At 60.7% G+C, this 15,254-nt stretch carries 15 protein-coding genes; 9 read left to right on the top strand and 6 right to left on the bottom strand.

Going from position 1 to position 15,254, the window contains the following annotated elements; genetic code table 11:
* Positions 1-19 precede the first annotated feature (19 nt).
* The gene (lipB, locus tag HDF16_RS09560; RefSeq protein WP_184215858.1) at positions 20-742 is read left to right on the top strand and encodes a lipoyl(octanoyl) transferase LipB; all 723 of its coding nucleotides are present in this window, start codon (positions 20-22) and stop codon (positions 740-742) included.
* Positions 743-1,400: 658 nt separating this feature from the next.
* On the top strand, positions 1,401-2,072 hold the full coding sequence (locus HDF16_RS09555; protein WP_184215856.1) for a hypothetical protein: 672 nt from the start codon (positions 1,401-1,403) through the stop codon (positions 2,070-2,072).
* A gap of 270 nt (positions 2,073-2,342) precedes the next feature.
* Here HDF16_RS09555 and HDF16_RS09550 read toward each other — a convergent pair whose 3' ends face one another.
* Positions 2,343-2,855, bottom strand: coding sequence for a DUF1003 domain-containing protein (locus tag HDF16_RS09550; RefSeq protein ID WP_184215854.1), 513 nt, complete (start codon positions 2,853-2,855; stop codon positions 2,343-2,345).
* 161 nt (positions 2,856-3,016) lie between these two features.
* On the opposite strand from HDF16_RS09550, the gene HDF16_RS09545 reads away from it, so the two are divergent.
* From HDF16_RS09545 to HDF16_RS09535, 3 genes are all read left to right on the top strand, one after another.
* Entirely contained in the window at positions 3,017-3,589 is a 573-nt protein-coding gene (locus HDF16_RS09545; RefSeq protein ID WP_184215852.1) for a DNA-3-methyladenine glycosylase I, read from the top strand.
* Between the two features lie 281 nt (positions 3,590-3,870).
* Positions 3,871-4,323: a hypothetical protein gene (locus HDF16_RS09540; RefSeq protein WP_184215850.1), complete on the top strand. Its 453-nt coding sequence runs from the start codon at positions 3,871-3,873 to the stop codon at positions 4,321-4,323.
* A complete protein-coding gene (locus tag HDF16_RS09535; RefSeq protein WP_184215848.1) occupies positions 4,323-5,462 on the top strand; it encodes a methyl-accepting chemotaxis protein in 1,140 nt (379 codons plus the stop codon). Before HDF16_RS09540 ends, HDF16_RS09535 begins: the two co-directional genes overlap by 1 nt.
* 103 nt (positions 5,463-5,565) lie before the next feature.
* Here HDF16_RS09535 and HDF16_RS09530 read toward each other — a convergent pair whose 3' ends face one another.
* Positions 5,566-6,582, bottom strand: coding sequence for a YncE family protein (locus HDF16_RS09530; RefSeq protein WP_184215846.1), 1,017 nt, complete (start codon positions 6,580-6,582; stop codon positions 5,566-5,568).
* Positions 6,583-6,742: 160 nt separating this feature from the next.
* On the opposite strand from HDF16_RS09530, the gene HDF16_RS09525 reads away from it, so the two are divergent.
* The 4 genes from HDF16_RS09525 to HDF16_RS09510 all read left to right on the top strand — a co-directional run bounded on the left by HDF16_RS09525 (position 6,743) and on the right by HDF16_RS09510 (position 10,039).
* The gene (locus HDF16_RS09525) at positions 6,743-7,195 is read left to right on the top strand and encodes a hypothetical protein (RefSeq protein WP_184215844.1); all 453 of its coding nucleotides are present in this window, start codon (positions 6,743-6,745) and stop codon (positions 7,193-7,195) included.
* Positions 7,196-7,255: 60 nt separating this feature from the next.
* The gene (locus tag HDF16_RS09520) at positions 7,256-7,603 is read left to right on the top strand and encodes an STAS domain-containing protein (protein ID WP_184215842.1); all 348 of its coding nucleotides are present in this window, start codon (positions 7,256-7,258) and stop codon (positions 7,601-7,603) included.
* 267 nt (positions 7,604-7,870) lie between these two features.
* Positions 7,871-9,520: a 2-oxoglutarate dehydrogenase, E2 component, dihydrolipoamide succinyltransferase gene (gene sucB / locus HDF16_RS09515; protein ID WP_184215840.1), complete on the top strand. Its 1,650-nt coding sequence runs from the start codon at positions 7,871-7,873 to the stop codon at positions 9,518-9,520.
* Between the two features lie 234 nt (positions 9,521-9,754).
* The gene (locus HDF16_RS09510) at positions 9,755-10,039 is read left to right on the top strand and encodes a KH domain-containing protein (protein WP_184215838.1); all 285 of its coding nucleotides are present in this window, start codon (positions 9,755-9,757) and stop codon (positions 10,037-10,039) included.
* 178 nt (positions 10,040-10,217) lie between these two features.
* Here HDF16_RS09510 and purK read toward each other — a convergent pair whose 3' ends face one another.
* From purK to HDF16_RS09490, 4 genes are all read right to left on the bottom strand, one after another.
* On the bottom strand, positions 10,218-11,405 hold the full coding sequence (gene purK, locus HDF16_RS09505) for a 5-(carboxyamino)imidazole ribonucleotide synthase (protein ID WP_184215836.1): 1,188 nt from the start codon (positions 11,403-11,405) through the stop codon (positions 10,218-10,220).
* Positions 11,406-11,634: 229 nt separating this feature from the next.
* Complete coding sequence (gene purE / locus HDF16_RS09500; protein ID WP_184215834.1) at positions 11,635-12,153, bottom strand: 5-(carboxyamino)imidazole ribonucleotide mutase; 519 nt, start codon at positions 12,151-12,153, stop codon at positions 11,635-11,637.
* A gap of 151 nt (positions 12,154-12,304) precedes the next feature.
* Positions 12,305-12,526, bottom strand: a complete 222-nt coding sequence (locus tag HDF16_RS09495; protein ID WP_184215832.1) for a hypothetical protein — start codon at positions 12,524-12,526, stop codon at positions 12,305-12,307.
* A 339-nt stretch (positions 12,527-12,865) separates the two neighbouring features.
* On the bottom strand, positions 12,866-15,253 hold the full coding sequence (locus tag HDF16_RS09490) for a hypothetical protein (RefSeq protein ID WP_184215830.1): 2,388 nt from the start codon (positions 15,251-15,253) through the stop codon (positions 12,866-12,868).
* Between the last annotated feature and the right edge of the window lies 1 nt (position 15,254).

Below are 15,254 nucleotides of genomic sequence, written 5' to 3'. Positions count from 1 at the left end.
GTTTCCATTTTTGAGGGTCATGTATATCCATTTAGTCCATCTCGGGAGGATCTCGTATGCAGAAGGGCTGCGTGCGCAGGAGCGTGTAGTGGCTGCGCGGAAGACCGGGGCGATTGGGGATGCGCTGCTGCTGATGGAGCATCCGCCGGTGCTGACGTTGGGGCGGAACTCGGGGAGGGGAAATGTGCTGGCTTCGGATGGGGAGTTGGCGCAGCGCGGCGTGGAGTTGTACGACACGAATCGCGGCGGGGATGTGACGTATCACGGACCGGGGCAACTGGTGGGGTACCCGATCTTCGATCTACGCGGCGATCTGCCGGGAAAGAAGGGGCCACACCTGGGACCTGTCGATTTTGTACGGTTGCTTGAGGAAGTGCTGATCCGGGCTTGCGGGGAGTTCGGGGTGATGGCGCAACGGGTGGCCAAGCGGACCGGGGTGTGGACTGTGGCTGGCGGCTCAGTTTTAGAGAAGAAGATCGCGGCGATTGGGGTCCATGTGTCGCAGGGGGTGACATCGCATGGTTTCGCGCTGAATGTGACGACGGACCTCCGGGACTTTCAGTGGATTGTGCCTTGCGGGATCAGCGACCGAGAGGTGACAAGCCTGGAGCTGGAGGCGGATCGGGTGCCTTCGATGGAAGAGGCGGGGAACGCGGTGGCGAAGAGTTTTGGAAGGGTGTTCGGGCGGCAGGTGGTGGCTTGCGCGTCGGTGGAGGAGTTGGTGGGCAGCGAAGCAGGTTGAGCTAGGGTTTCGGTTGGAGAGGCCGCCGGAATGGAGTAAGGGTAGAGAAGATCGCTGAAAATCCGGCTCTTCGGGAGCTGGATAGCGAGAACGCCATTGCAGACGAAGTCATTGATGATCTGCTTTGACGGAATCATTCGTTCATGCGTTCCCAGAAGTTGAGCGGCCTAACGAATATTGTCAGTTCGCCTGACTCTGGTTTGGCTACGGCTTTACCGCAGGTATTCGCGGTGACAATGCCGGTACGGGCCCAATCTCCGGTCGGATGAGGCGTGATCTGGAGCCAAGAGAACTTCTTTTGTGCGGCGTTGCAAAGGACGAAGCCAATTTGAACCCTTATCTCAGGACCGTAGAGAAACTTCGGGGGGCGCTCGGTCCGGCCTCGAGATTTACTTGTTTCGCATTGGTTGTGAGGCTCAGTTTGGCAAAGCCATTTCGATCTCCGGGAATTGGCATAGCTGCTTTTCAAAAGGCAGACACTTCCGGAGAACCGGGCGTTAAGGGAAACTCCTGACGGCCTCGGCACTCGCTTACGACGCTGTTTCCGATAAGACAGTCGATTGAAACCTCCACGGCTTAGGAACTGCAATAACTTTTGAGCCGAATCGCTGGTCATTTGGTGCTCAGAAGTCTTAGTGCTAATTTCACTGGAAGACTAATGACTCCTTCGACGATTGCGAACAGTAGCTACGCAGTGTCCCGGTCAACCCCGTGGTTGGCGATCACGAGCGGCATTCTTGGGATTTGCTCGTTTGTAAGCCTGGTCGCCTACATCACGACGCCGGCTCTTCAGATGCAGGAGTCGGGCACGGTAGTGCCCACGGGCAAACTGCTCTTGACAATCCAGTTTCTGGCATCCGCAGCTCAAGTTCTGATGATGATTCCTGTGGCGATTTGGATCTACCGCATGGGACGCCAGCGGTCGCCGGGAGTCGGGCGAGAGTCGATGATCTTAGGGATTGTGGCTTTGGGTGGCGTGGGACTTCTTCGATTGGTGCCTATGGTCGATACTGCCGTATCGGACATTCTCTTCATGCTTCCAATGGGGCTGGTTGGCGTGTGGCTCGTAGCTGTCAATTGGGAGAACGTCGTCGCGCTGCCTTCGTGGATGAGGATGCTGGGTGGAATCGCGGGAATCGGCATGGTTGGGGTTGGACTAAACTTCCTCTTCAATGGAGGGATGGCTGTGTTTTCCAAAGGCCCTATGGCCTACGGTAACGATGTGAATTTTCACATTGGATTAGGGTTGTTCGGATTTCCTGGATTCACTCTGTTTGCGATTTGGTCTGTCCTGCTTGGTCTTCGATTTCTAAGACGATCAATCGGTTGATGCATTTCAAGTTTCACCATGCTTCACCGTGATGAATGAAAAGGCGAGGCGGTTCACGCGACCGGCCATCGTTCCGCGACAGGTTTTTGTGGCTGAAAGCGTCGGGACGTCTGCGTGATCCGGGCAGCGTCGGGGTCCTTCGACTCCGTTCGTCGCAAGAGAGCGACGAACTCCGCTCAGGATGACAGGGTTGAGGGAAGTACAACGACATCTGCTGAAGATGACGAGAGTCAGGGGAGTGGAGCGTTGTTTGTGCGTCACGGCGGTGGGTTATTGATCAGTTTCGGGCAGGCTTTCGCGGAGGGTCTGGGCGACGTCTTCGATGGAGGTGTGCTGGCTGAGCTCTTTTAGTTCGGTGGCGTTGGCTACGGATTCCAGGCCCATCTTGCGGGCTATCTGACGGTCGACGCCGAGTACGGCGGTGATCTCCTTTTCGGTGAGCAGGAGGATCTGCAGCATAAGGTGGTCGCGCTCGTCGGCGCGTTTGCCCATGCGGGATTGGCGCATGAGGATGAAGCTGGCGAGGAGGATGGCCTCGACCGCGACAAGGGTGCCGAGGAGAGAGTAAGGCGGCGGATCGAATTGGCGGATGCCGAAGATGTGCCAAGTGTTGACGACGAACCAGAAGATGAAGGCAAGAAGGTGCAGGATGACGAAAGGGAAGCTGCCTGCGAAGGCGCCGATGTTGTCGCCGAGGCGCTCGGACCAGGTTCGGTTGGCGAGGAACTCCTGCTCGTGGCGGGCGATGACGTCGATGTGTTCCTGAATGTGCGTTTGCGGCATAGAGTTCTCATTCCTGGATTGTGTGGCGGTGTCAGCGGCGTTTCTTCGTAAAGAAGCTATGTACAAGGATGAGATAGAGAAAGCCTGGGCTGCCGGATGGGATGAAGAAACCGTTGCGCCGCGAAACTGTGAATTAGGCTAAGGTCTGCGAGAAAGAGGCTATGGTGACGGCAAAGGGTGGAAGCGAGATCAAGCGGTGTGCGTGGGCGCAGAACGATCCGTTGATGCGGGAGTATCACGATAAGGAATGGGGAGTGCCGGAGCATGACAGCCGGGCGCTGTGGGAACTTCTGATGCTGGAGGGGTTTCAGGCGGGGCTCTCATGGATTACGGTGCTGAGGAAACGGGAGGCGTTTCGGCGGGCGTTTGCCGAGTTCGATCCAGAGGTGGTGGCTCGGTTTAGAGAGAAGGACGTGGCGCGTCTGATGGGGGACGCGGGGATCATCCGGGCGAAGGCGAAGATCGATGCGACGATTCGCGGGGCGCAGATCTTTCTCGAGATGCGGGAGAGCGGTACGGAATTTGGGGCGTGGGCCTGGGGGCAGGTGGGTGGGAAGCCGGTCCGGAATAAGGGAGCGGTGCCGGCGCAGACGCCGCTGTCGGAGAAGGTATCGAAGGAGTTGAAGTTGAAGGGGTTCAAGTTTGTGGGGCCGGTGATTGTGTACTCGTGGATGCAGGCGTCGGGGATGGTGGACGACCATGCGGGGGATTGTTTTCGAAGAACCCGAGCTTGAGGGATGGTCTCGCGCTGGATGATGCTCAAATCTCAAGGTGGCTGATCTAAACGTGATAGGACCCACCCACGGCACTTGGATAGATGCTGACCTAGTTCACGTCGGCATCTATTCTGCGTTTGCTGGTCGGACTTTTTAGACAACGGGCCTGTGTGTATGTGATCTGCATCACAGCTTAAAACAACATAAGTTGCACGGAATAAATGGGCTTTTATCGTAATAAGATGCGGTTTTCGTCGATAGTTGTTGCGGCCCGGTTCTCTAGGCAGTGAAGGGACATTATGACTATCAGTAGAAAGCTTTACACATCGTTCTGCGCGGCACTCGCCTTCACCCTCATCCTGGGGATTACGGCTTGGAGCTCTCTCACTCACATCGGCAACGAGATATCTATCAGTTCCAAGAGCACGCGCAAGCTTGAGCTAGCCGGCGAGATGGGAAACTTGACGGGTAACATGCTGTCTCTCGAACGTGGCATGGTCGTGCGCTCGTTCCTGAAAGACGCTCTGGTGATTGAGGAATATAACTTGCAGTTCCACGATGACGCCGCCAAGCGGCAGGAGCTGCTCAAAGAGGACAAGGCACTCTCTACAAGCCCGAAGGCCCTACAGGTCCTGCAGGATATGTTAGACAGCAATGGCAAACGGGTGCAGACCCATGATGAGTTCTACCAGCTTGCTAGTCAGGAGACGGAGCCGGAGCCGCGGCGCTACAGAAGGGCACGCTTTCAGTGATGGCAAAAGAGTCTCAAGTGCAGATCGATTCGCTGAAGAAAATTGCCTCCGAACAAGTTGCTGAGATCGCTGCGAGCAATGAGTCCACAGTGGCTTCGAGTGTATGGCTTATTGGGATCATGGTTCTGTTCTCGCTCGGAATCGGAGCCACCGTCATTTACATCGTGCGAGGCATCAACTTGGCTCTGAGTCAGGCGGTCGTCGAACTCTCAGAAGGTGCGGAACAGATCGCAGCGGCGTCGTCCCAGGTGTCTTCTTCGAGCCAGTCGCTCGCCCAGGGAGCGTCGGAACAGGCAGCATCGCTCGAAGAGACCTCTGCCTCGTCGGAAGAGATCAATTCGATGGCGCACAAGAACACGGAAAACGCGACCTCGATGGCGAAGCTGGTCGGCGATTCGAAGGCGGAGTTCGTCAATACGAACCGCCAACTCGGCGAGATGATGGCGGCGATGGACGGCATCAATGATTCGAGCGGAAGGATTGCGAAGATTATCAAGATCATCGACGAGATCGCATTCCAGACAAACATTCTGGCGCTGAATGCTGCGGTGGAAGCGGCCCGCGCTGGTGAAGCGGGCATGGGCTTCGCCGTCGTGGCCGACGAAGTCCGTAGCCTGGCGCAAAGAAGCGCACAGGCGGCCAAGGACACTGCCAGCTTGATTGAGGACTCAGTGGCCAAATCCGAAGCGGGCAAGACGAAGCTTGTCGGCGTAGTCGACTCCATCCAGCGCATATCGGGCGAGTTCACGAGCATCGGCATTCTCGTTGACGAAGTGAGTCATGGAAGCACAGAGCAGTCGACTGGCATCGGCCAGATTGGCCGTGCTCTCTCTCAGATGGAACAGGTGACGCAGACGACGGCTGCCAGTGCGGAAGAGAGCGCGGCTGCGGCTGAGGAGCTGAGTGCCCAGTCAGAGTCGATGAAAGAACTCACCGAGCGACTGAACAGCATGGTGGGCGCCAGGATTGATTCCAACGTCTCTCTGAGGGGCCGAGGCACGGCAACGCGTCCCAAGCCGAGCGCACCCGCTCTACGGGTGCCTGCGGTCAAGGTGAAGGTCGCAAGCAAACTGTCTTTCAAGCCGCAGCCGCAGATGGAGAACAGCTTCCCGATGGACGATAGCTTTACCAGCTTCTAGTACGGTGGCGAACCCCGGTGCTGCGAGCGATCGGTGGGCACCAGAGACGGAACGCGCAAAAGGGCACCCGAGACGTCGGGTGCCCTCTTGGATTGGTGTGGTGTTAGCGAGAGACGACGAGGATTTTGAAGGAGTCGGGTTTGGCCTTGGGGCGGCCGGTGGTGCCGGGCTTGAGCTCTTCGAAGTCGGCGGTGGGAAGGTAGATCTTTCCGGTTAAGGTATCGACGCCGAGGGTCTTGGCTCCGCGTGCGGTCTGAACGGTCTGGACGACGGTGGAGTTGGCGCGATCGATGACGGTAAGAGTGCCGTCGCCGCTGCTGGCGAAGGCCTGTCCGCCGACGATGCCGGTCGCGTCAACGCCGGTGCCGATGGGCTGGTTGGCTACGACTTTGCCGGTCGCGGTGCTGATGACGATCATCTTCGCGGGTTTGCGGCAGCCGATGAAGAGGTTGTGATGCTCGGGGTCGATGGCCATGCCGACGGGAGCTCCGCCGGGAGTGACGGGCCAGCGGGCGACGACGCTGCGGGATTTCAGGTCGACGACGGCGACGGTGTCCTTGTCTTCGAGGTTGACGTAGACCTTTCCGGCTCCGTCGGCGGCGAGGAACTCAGGAGCTCCGCCGAGCTGAATGGGAGCGTCAATCTTGCCGGACTTCGGATCGATCTCGGGCTTGAAGGTGATGAGTGCGTTGCTGTCGCCGGCGCTGATGAGGATGTGGTCGGAGCCGGGATCGTAGAGGATGCCGTCGGTGTCGGGCGCTGAAGCGAGGACGCCGAGGACGGCGTTGGTCTTGAGGTCGAAGATGGTGACGGAGCCTTCGCCGTCCGAGATGAAGCCGCGGTTGAGCTTGGGAACAAGGGCGACGCCGTGGGCCTTCTTCTGGCCGGGGATGTCGCCGACGGTCTTGCCTGAGGCGGAGTCGATGACGAGGGTGTGGGTGGTGCGGGGGACGTAGAGGAAGTGGGTGGCGGGGTCGACGGTGAGGTAGTCCATGCCGCCAATGCCGCCGATCTGGAGGGTGCGTTCGACGTGCCAGCTTGATTGAGCGTGGGCGGAGGTGATTGCCAGGGTGGCAAAGAGCAAAACTTGGGGGATTGCGGCGAGTTTCGTGATTCGCATGGGCAGAGTGGCTCCGAGAAGTTAGTGACACTGTGACGGTAGAAGGTAAGCCTTAAGCCCAGCTTAAGCGGAGCCGTGCGGAAGCGAGAATTGACCGAGCATTTATGCGGGAGGAGTGATTGCCTTGCGGATGAGGATGGGCGGGTGTCATGCTCGATAGATGAGATTGTGGGTTGGGTTGGGTTTGGCGATGAGTCTGGCGGTCCCGCTGGTGGCGCAGGAGCGGGGTAGCTGGCGGCCGGCGAGCAAGACGGCGCAGTCGATTACCGGGGATGTGACGTTCAACGGCGAGCGGATGACGATCAACTTCTTCAGCCTGACCGTGGCTGAGATTCGTCCACTGAAGACGGATGAGGTTTTGGCGGCTTTCGATGGGGCTGATGTGACCGCCGGGGCTGGACATCTGTTCCGGTTGAGTATTCCCGGGGACAAGCGGTTTCTGCATAAGAACACGCTTTGCGGGTCGGATGAGACGCAGTGGATGGCGACGTTTGTCGCGGGCAAGGAGCTGAAGATCGCGTTCTTCTCGAACGCGATTCCTCCGGTGTTCACAATTGAGGCGCTGGGGAAGAGTGAGAATCTGTGCGGGGTTTATACGTACGCGCGATATTGATGGCGTTGCAATTCTCGTTCGGCGTGCTGAGAATGAGGTGACCCAGATGAGGAGATGTTGATGACGATACCTGCCGCTGCGCCACAACTTACCCTTGAGATTGAGCATCAAGGGACTACGACGATCGTCAAGTGTCACGGGAAGCTGGTCTCCGGTGTGACAGATGTTCTTTACCTGGGCGTCAAGGAGCATATTGCAGGCTCCAAGCGGATCATTCTCGATCTCACCGACCTTGCTTACATGGACAGCATGGGGCTGGGGACGCTCATGCGGCTGTATGTGTCGTGCCGGGCTTCGGGATGCACGCTGGAGCTGATCCATATCGGTAAACGGATTCGTGAACTGCTGGAGCTAACGAATATCTGGTCGGTGTTTGCGACGGTGGGGGAACACGGGATCAAGTTTTAGGGATGCGTCTGCGTGGCTGGCGGTGTACGTCCCACCCATGGCCAAGTGCGAGCCATGGGTGGGGCACCCGAACTGTTGGAGTTGGAAGGTTCGGGCGGATGGTGATGGTTCGGGCGGATGACGCGGTCAGCCTGGCTGAGTTGCGGCGTTTGTGCGCTAATAGAACGGTTTAGGCCGGGTATCGGGCTGCGGTTCTATAATTTGTGGGTTGCGCCTTGTGGACGCGGGCGGGCGAAAGATTAGTAAGGTTTTGTGGAAGGAACACCAATGTCGACTGAAGTAGTCATGCCGCAGATGGGCGAATCGATCACCGAGGGAACGCTTACCAAGTGGTTGAAGAAGCCGGGAGATACGGTCCAGAGGGACGAGCCGTTGTTTGAGATCTCGACGGACAAGGTGGACGCGGAGATTCCTTCGCCGGCGGCGGGTGTGCTGGAGTCGATCAAGATTGAAGAGGGAGCGACGGTACAGATCAACACCGTGGTGTGTTTGATCGCCGAAGCCGGGTCGACTTCGAATGGTGCGGGACCGAAGGCGGCTGCTCCTGCTCCTTCTTCTGTGGCAGAGACTGCTGCTGCTCCTGCAGCGGATACGGCTACGCCGGCTGCGGTCGATACTCCGGCGGTGGCTGAGGCGACTGCGCCCGCTGCTGCGGGCCCGGGCACTGAGGTGCCGATGCCGCAGATGGGCGAGTCGATCACCGAAGGAACGATTACGAAGTGGCTGAAGAAGGTTGGGGATTCGGTACAGCGGGATGAGCCGCTGTTTGAGATCTCGACCGATAAGGTGGATGCGGAGATTCCTTCGCCGGTGGCGGGTGTGCTGACGGAGATCAAGGTCGCCGAGGGCGCTACGGTCACGATCAATACGATTGTGGCTGTGATTGGCGGGGCCGCTGGTACTCCGGCTGCTTCTGCTCCTGCACCGGTTGCGGCCCCTGCTGTTGCTGCTTCGGCAGCGAGTGCGCCGGTGGCTGCGGTCTCGGCTAGCGAAGGTGATCGGTTGCGGTCGAGCCCGTTGGTACGGAAGATTGCGAAGGACAACAACGTCGACCTGGCGCAGGTTCCGGGGACCGGCGCTTCGGGGAGGATTACGAAGTCGGATATTGTTGGGCATCTTGAGGGTGGGGCGAAGGCTGCTCCTGTTGCAGCGCCTGCCCCTGCGGCTCCGGCTGCTGCGGCACCGGTCAAGCCGAGTGCGCCACCGCCGACTCCGGGCGAGCTGGTGCCGATGACCAAGATGCGCAGCATCATCGCAACGCGCATGGTCGAGTCGAAGCGGACGAGCCCGCATGTCCACACGGTCTTCAAGGTGGACATGACAAAGATCGTGAAGCTCCGTGAGAAAGAGAAGAACAAGTACGAGCAGCGGAATGGTGTGAAGCTGACGTATATGCCATTTATCACGCGGGCGGCGATCGTGGCCTTGAAGAAGCACCCGATCGTGAATGGAGCGATCGAGGGCGATGCGATCCGGTACAACAAGAACATCAATATCGGGATCGCGGTCGCGCTCGACTGGGGGCTGATTGTGCCGGTGTTGAAGCAGACGGAGGAGAAGTCGTTCCTCGGGATTGCGCGATCGATCGTCGACGTTGCGGAGCGGGCGCGGGGCAAGAAGCTGGCCCCGGATGAGATCTCGGGCGGCACGTTTACGCTGACTAACGCGGGCATCTTCGGTGAGCAGTTTGGGACACCGATCATCAACCAGCCGCAGGCGGCGATCCTGGGCATAGGAGGCCTGAACAAAGAGGCCGAGGTGATCACCGACAAGGATGGCAACGACTCAATCGCGATCCGCTGGATTCAGCGGTTCACGCTGGGCTTCGACCACCGGATTGTGGATGGCGCGGATGCGGGCAAGTTTATGTCCGACTTCAAGACTTATCTGCAGGAGTGGGCGGAAGACATCGGGTAGGTCTTTGCGAGTGGATTGTGGAGAGGCGGGCCTTCGGGTTCGCCTCTTCTGTTTTGGATTTGTGGTGGTGTGGCAAGGGCTGCGGCGAGGATACGGACCTCTTAGAATCACACGGCGCATCACAAGGCTGATGCATAAGAGCTTCTATGTCGGATACCAGACAGACTTTACCGCGTGTTCTCACGTCATCTTAAGGATCGATCAGTTAGGGTCGGGGTTGCGGCGGGCGATTCCATGACCGAAGCGCAGATCCAATCCGGAAGTAGGGGCGTCGACGGCACTCGTCAGTTGCTCGAACGGGTCCTGCTGACCCTCGTGAGCATTCCCGACGAGGTTAGAATTCAGGTTTTGACCGTGGACGATACGACGACCTTCGCAGTTCGCGTCGCGCCGCTGGATGTCAGCAGGGTTCTGGGCGACGATGGACGTACAGTGCGGGCGATGCGCATGATCCTGGGGGCGGTAGGTCTGCGGCAGAAACATCGGTTCATTCTTGAGGTTGAAGAGAATTCAGAATGATTTGCTAAAGGCGACGCGAGCCTTGGCGGGGATTTCGACGTTTCTTGAAAACTCCAATCGCGGCTGCGGACGAACAATCCCATGGCTAAAGCCCAGCACTCACCGTTGATTTCATCCGTGGGGCTGAATCCCACTCTACTCCCAGACGCCGAATGAAATAGGACTTTTCGTTGCTCCTCTACAGGAGTTGCAGGGCGCGTTGGACGCGAGCAACGGCTTCTCCGGCGGTTGATGCGACGGCGGAGAGGTGGCCCATCTTGCGGGCTTTTCTCGGTCGTAACTTTTCATAGAGATGAAGGCGGACTCCGGGGACGGAGAGGGCGGCGGCGAAGTTGGGCTCTTTGTCGAACTTGGCGGTTTCGGGGTTGTGCCAGAGGTCGCCGAGGAGGTTGGCGATGGCTCCGGGTTGAACGACTTCGGTGTCGCCGAGGGGGAGATCACAGACGGCGCGCACGTGCTGCTCGAACTGGCCAGTGACGCAGGCACGCTCGCTGGCGTGGTAGCTGTTGTGGGGGCGCGGGGCGAGTTCGTTGACGAGGAGCTTCTCGCCGTGGCCCTCATCCTTCGTTACGAAGAATTCTATGGCGAGGATGCCTTCTAGGGCGAAGGTGTCGGCGATGTCGGTAGCAATCTTGCGGGCCTGCGCTTCGAGAGCGGGAGCGATGGGGGCGGGGATGACGCTCCAGGCCAGGATCTGGTGCTCGTGGTGGTTCCAGGCGGCGGGGTAGACTTTGACCTCACCGGAGGGGGATCGGGCGACCAGGACGGAGATCTCTTTGTCGAGAGAGATGGCTTGTTCGACTACGCCTGCGGCTTGGCCGAGTGCCTCCCATGCGCCTAGGGCTTCTTCGTCGACGGAGGCATCGGGGTTGAAGCCTACTTTGCCCTGGCCACGGCCATCGTAGCCGCCGGTCGCGGACTTGCAGAAACAGCGGCCGCCGAGGGCGAGGATGGCGGCGCGGGTGTCGTCGAGGGAGTGGACGGCGCGGTAGGGGCCGATGGGGAAGCTGTTGCGGGCGAGCCAGGATTTCTGCTCGATGCGGTTCTGGATGATCTCGAGCATGGCGCGGCCGGGGCGGACGGGAGTGAGGGCGGCGGCGGCGTCCATGCTTCGGGGGGCGATCTGCTCGATTTCCAAAGTGACTACGTCGCAGCCGCGGGCTAGGTTGGCGGCGCCACGGGCGTCGTCCCAACCGGCTTCGATGCAGCCGTCGACGACGAAGCGGGCAGGGCAGCCGGGGTCGGGATCGAGGACGAGGATGCGGTAGCCCATGGCGCGCGCCGCCATGGCGGTCATGCGGCCAAGCTGACCGCCGCCGAAGATGCCGATGGTTGCGCCGGGGAGGATGGGGGTCGAGTGGCTCACTAGGGAAGGATACAGCGGATGGGGCGTCCGGATATGTGGTTGTGGGGCGGAAAGGTTAGAGCGTTCGTGGTGATGCGGGCGGTGTGGAGGGTCCTTCGCTGCGCTCAGGATGACGGCAGGCACAGACAACGGAGAGGGCAGAAGCAGATCCTCCGCTTCTCGGAGGATGACAAGGGTTGGGAGCGAAGGATGACAAGGGCGTAGGCGAGGGATGGCAGGAGTCTGTGCGTCAGGAGCCGTGTTCGTCGGGGGTGATCTCGAGGGATTGGGCTAGGACTTCGTCGCGGCGGGAGTTGCGCCAGGTTGTGAGGCGTTCGGACAGGGCGGGGTCCGTCGTGGCTAATGTGGCGATGGCGAACAGGGCTGCGTTGGCGGCTCCGGCTGCGCCAATGGCGAAGGTGGCGACGGGGACGCCTTTGGGCATCTGGACGATGGAGAGCAGGGCGTCCATGCCCTGGAGGGCGGTGGCGGGGATGGGTACGCCGAGGACGGGGACGATGGTCTTGGCGGCGATCATGCCGGGTAGATGGGCAGCTCCGCCGGCTCCGGCGATGATGAGGCGGAGGCCGCGGGACTGGGCCTCTTCGGCGTAGGTGTAGAGGAGGTCGGGAGTGCGGTGGGCGGAGACGACACGGGCCTCGTGGGGGATGTCGAAGGCGCGGAGGATCTCGACGGCGGAACGCATGACGGAGAAGTCGCTTTTGCTGCCCATGACTACGCCGATCTGGATTTTTGGGGTGGTGCTCATCGGGAGATTATACGGTTCCAGGGGTGAGTTGGAAGCTCGTTGCGACGGCCGGGGCTGAAGCCCGCTGCTACTCCGACAATGCCTTCAGGTCGATTTCGCTGCGGCTACGGGTTTAACGCAAAGGTTGTCGGCGTCCCGGGCTTGGGCCGGGTTAGTGTTTGGCGGCGACGAAGTCGATGGCGACGTGCAGGAGGGTGAGGAAGCCGCCGAAGGCCGCAGCCGATCCCTTCATGCGCTGGAGGGCCTGGTCGTGGCAGAGGACTCGGTCTTCGATCTGACCGATGCGGCCTGTGGTCCCGTCGCCTATGGCGAGCTTCATCTGGTTTTTTAGTACGGAAAGATCTGCTAAAACGGTTGCTTCGAATGAGGTCATGTTGTGTCCTTGGGAGGCTTGGATTTCGTGGTTGGAAGGGGTGGACGGTCGTGGTGATTCCAGCGGTGTGGCGGGTCCTTCGCTGCGCTCAGGATGACGGCAAGAACGAACGACAGCAAGAACGAACAACAGCACGGACAAATAACAGCGCGGACAAACAACAGCAAGAACAAAAGCAACGGCAGAAGCAGGTCCCTCGACTGCGTCCCCCGCAAGTGCGCGAGGGACTTCGCTCAGGATGACAATTTGTTATTTGCAGAATAGGAGTGCGGTTCGTGCTTCGCACGAAGGTCCCACCATGCGATACGACCGCATGGATGGGGCACCCGATCCTGGTGGCTAGCTAATTGGGAGGTTGATGAAGATGGCGCTGGAAAATCGGGAGTAGAGGGGTGGGGTGGAGGCGTCATACATTCTCACGTAGTACTTCTCGAGCTGGGCGGCGCGGGGGATGGAGAAGCTACGTACAGGGGAGCGGAGAACTAAATCCTGGGCGATGCTGGGGCCGAAGGCGTTGTCGCGGCGACGTACTTCGAAGCCGCCTCCGGAGGGTGGGGTGAGGCCGGCGTCGATCTGAAGGGCAGTAGAAGTTGCGCTGGTGAGTTGCAGCTGGGGGAGGTTGGGCAAGACGGTTCCGGCGGTTAGTTGGGCGATGGTGGTGGGAGCGGTGGAGAGGATGGCGTCGGCGGCGATGGACTCCGAGAGGGTGAGGCCGAGGGCTTCGGCCCAGTCGTTGGCGAAAGCGATTTTGTAGGTGAGAAGCTCGGGGAAGGCGGGGGAGCGGTCGATTTCGACCTTGCGGACGATGACGGAGGTGGTGGTGCCGTTCTGGGTGAGTGCGAGGACGTCACCGGGCCAGATGTCGCCATTCCCAGCGCCGGTTTGCTGGGGATTGATCGAGGTGTAGGTTCCGGCGAGGGCGGCGGAGTGGCTGGTGGCGAAGGCGAGCAGGGCCTGGGCGGCGGCTTCGAGGTCGGCTGTGCTGCGGGCGGCTGGCTTGAGGACCTTGCCGATCCAGCGGGCTATTCCGGAAACGGGACCGGAGGCTGTACCGCTGGTTGCAGCGGCTTCGGAGGCTACGCTGGTGGCGTTCTGGATGCGGGTGACGGAGCGCTGGCGGTTGCGGTAGGTGACCGTGAAGGTCTCTCCGGCTACGGGGATTTGTCCCGCGAAGAAGGTGATCTTGCCGGCGGCGTCGAGGGTGCAGTCGGTGCCTTCGCCGGCGACGCCGATGAGGCGCGACTGCTTCGTTCCCGAGGGGAGGGTGCTGACGATAAAGGCGGAGCTGGGGCGGGTGACGCGGATGTAGGCGATGGAGCCGAAGAGCTGGGCGCAGTCGACGGCGGCGAAGATGCAGGAGGCGGGGGTGCTGGTGATCGGCGCGGCGGTGCTGCCGTCGTAAAGGATGGTGGCCGGGGTGTTGGAGGCGGTGCCGGTATCAAGGATGTCGAAGACGAGGGAGGCAGGGGATGGTGTGGCCCCGGCGCCGAAGGATTCGACGATGCCGTCGACCATGCAGTAGTAGGTCTGGAGGAGGCGCTGCTGTTCCGGGCAGTTGAGCCGGACACGCAGTGTGTAAGTGTGCCCGGCGGCGATGGTGAAGGTGGTGCCCACCTCGACTCCGTTGATGAGCGGCGTGAGCAGGGTGGTGCCAGAGGAGTTGCGGATGTTGTATCCGGCGAAGCAGTTGACGACGGAGACGGGGCCGTTGAAGAGGCCGCACAGAACGCCCTGGTTCGCGCCGGAGAGGGTAAGGCCACCGGCCTCGAGCAGGAGCGAGCCGGCGATCTCGACGGGGTCGAGGGCGGAGAGGGTGGTCTGGCCGTCGATGCCGTTGCCGCCGTTTAGAGTGAGGCCGCCTGCGCCGAGAGTTAAGTGCGAACCCGGATCAGCTACCGACCAGATCTGCGGGTTGATGACGGACTCGTCGAAGGTGTCAGCGACGGGGGTACGGGCGGCGGCCGCAGTGGCGCGGAACGGGGCTTCGGAGAGCTGGAAGATGGTGGTGACGCCGTCTCCGGCGAAGGTTTCGGAGATGTAGGCGGCGGGTTCGATGTCACCGGAGAGAGTGACGTCATTGGCGAGCTCTTTGACTTGTCCGAGGTTCAGGGCGGCGAAGGAGGCGGTGCCTCCGCCGTCGAACGAGCTGTCGAAGTTCAGGGCGTGGGTGGAGTTGCCGGCTGGCTGGAAGGAGAGGGCTCCGGCGACGACGCGGTAGGCGGAGTAGGCGGCGTTCGCCAGGGTGCCGGCATTCTCGGACCAGGTGGCGGAACTGCTGGGCGAGAAGACTCCGATCGCGCGGCCAGCGGCGACGCCGGAGGTGGTGAAGAGGCCGGGTTCTACGCGGGCGGTAAGAGCGCGGAGGGCTGTGCCGGCGGGGGCTGCGAGGGTGGTGCCGAGATAGGGGAGCGGCTGCTTGTCGAGGAGCCACTCGTCGCTGACGGCGGAGATCTTGTAGCGGAAGACGGGGCCGGTGGTGGTGTCGCCCGCGTAGATGGCGGCGGGCTCAGTGGCGATGTAACCGGTGAAAAGAGTAGTGCCGTTGTCGGAGGTGAGGGTGAGGCGGGCGCGGCGGGATGGGGTGGGCATTGCGTTGAGGTGAAGGATGCCGGTCAGGATGGACGGTGCGTTGAGGGTTCGGGTGAGAGCGAAAGGGGTGTCGGCGGCGATGGCGGCGGTGTAGTCGAGCGGGCCGAGGCCGGTGAGGTTGTCGATTGTGAGGGTCATT

Origin of the sequence: Granulicella aggregans (genome assembly GCF_014203275.1) — a bacterium.
GTDB lineage: Bacteria > Acidobacteriota > Terriglobia > Terriglobales > Acidobacteriaceae > Edaphobacter.
Note: the sequence above shows the minus strand (reverse complement) of the source record. Positions and strands in the feature narration are given on the sequence as shown.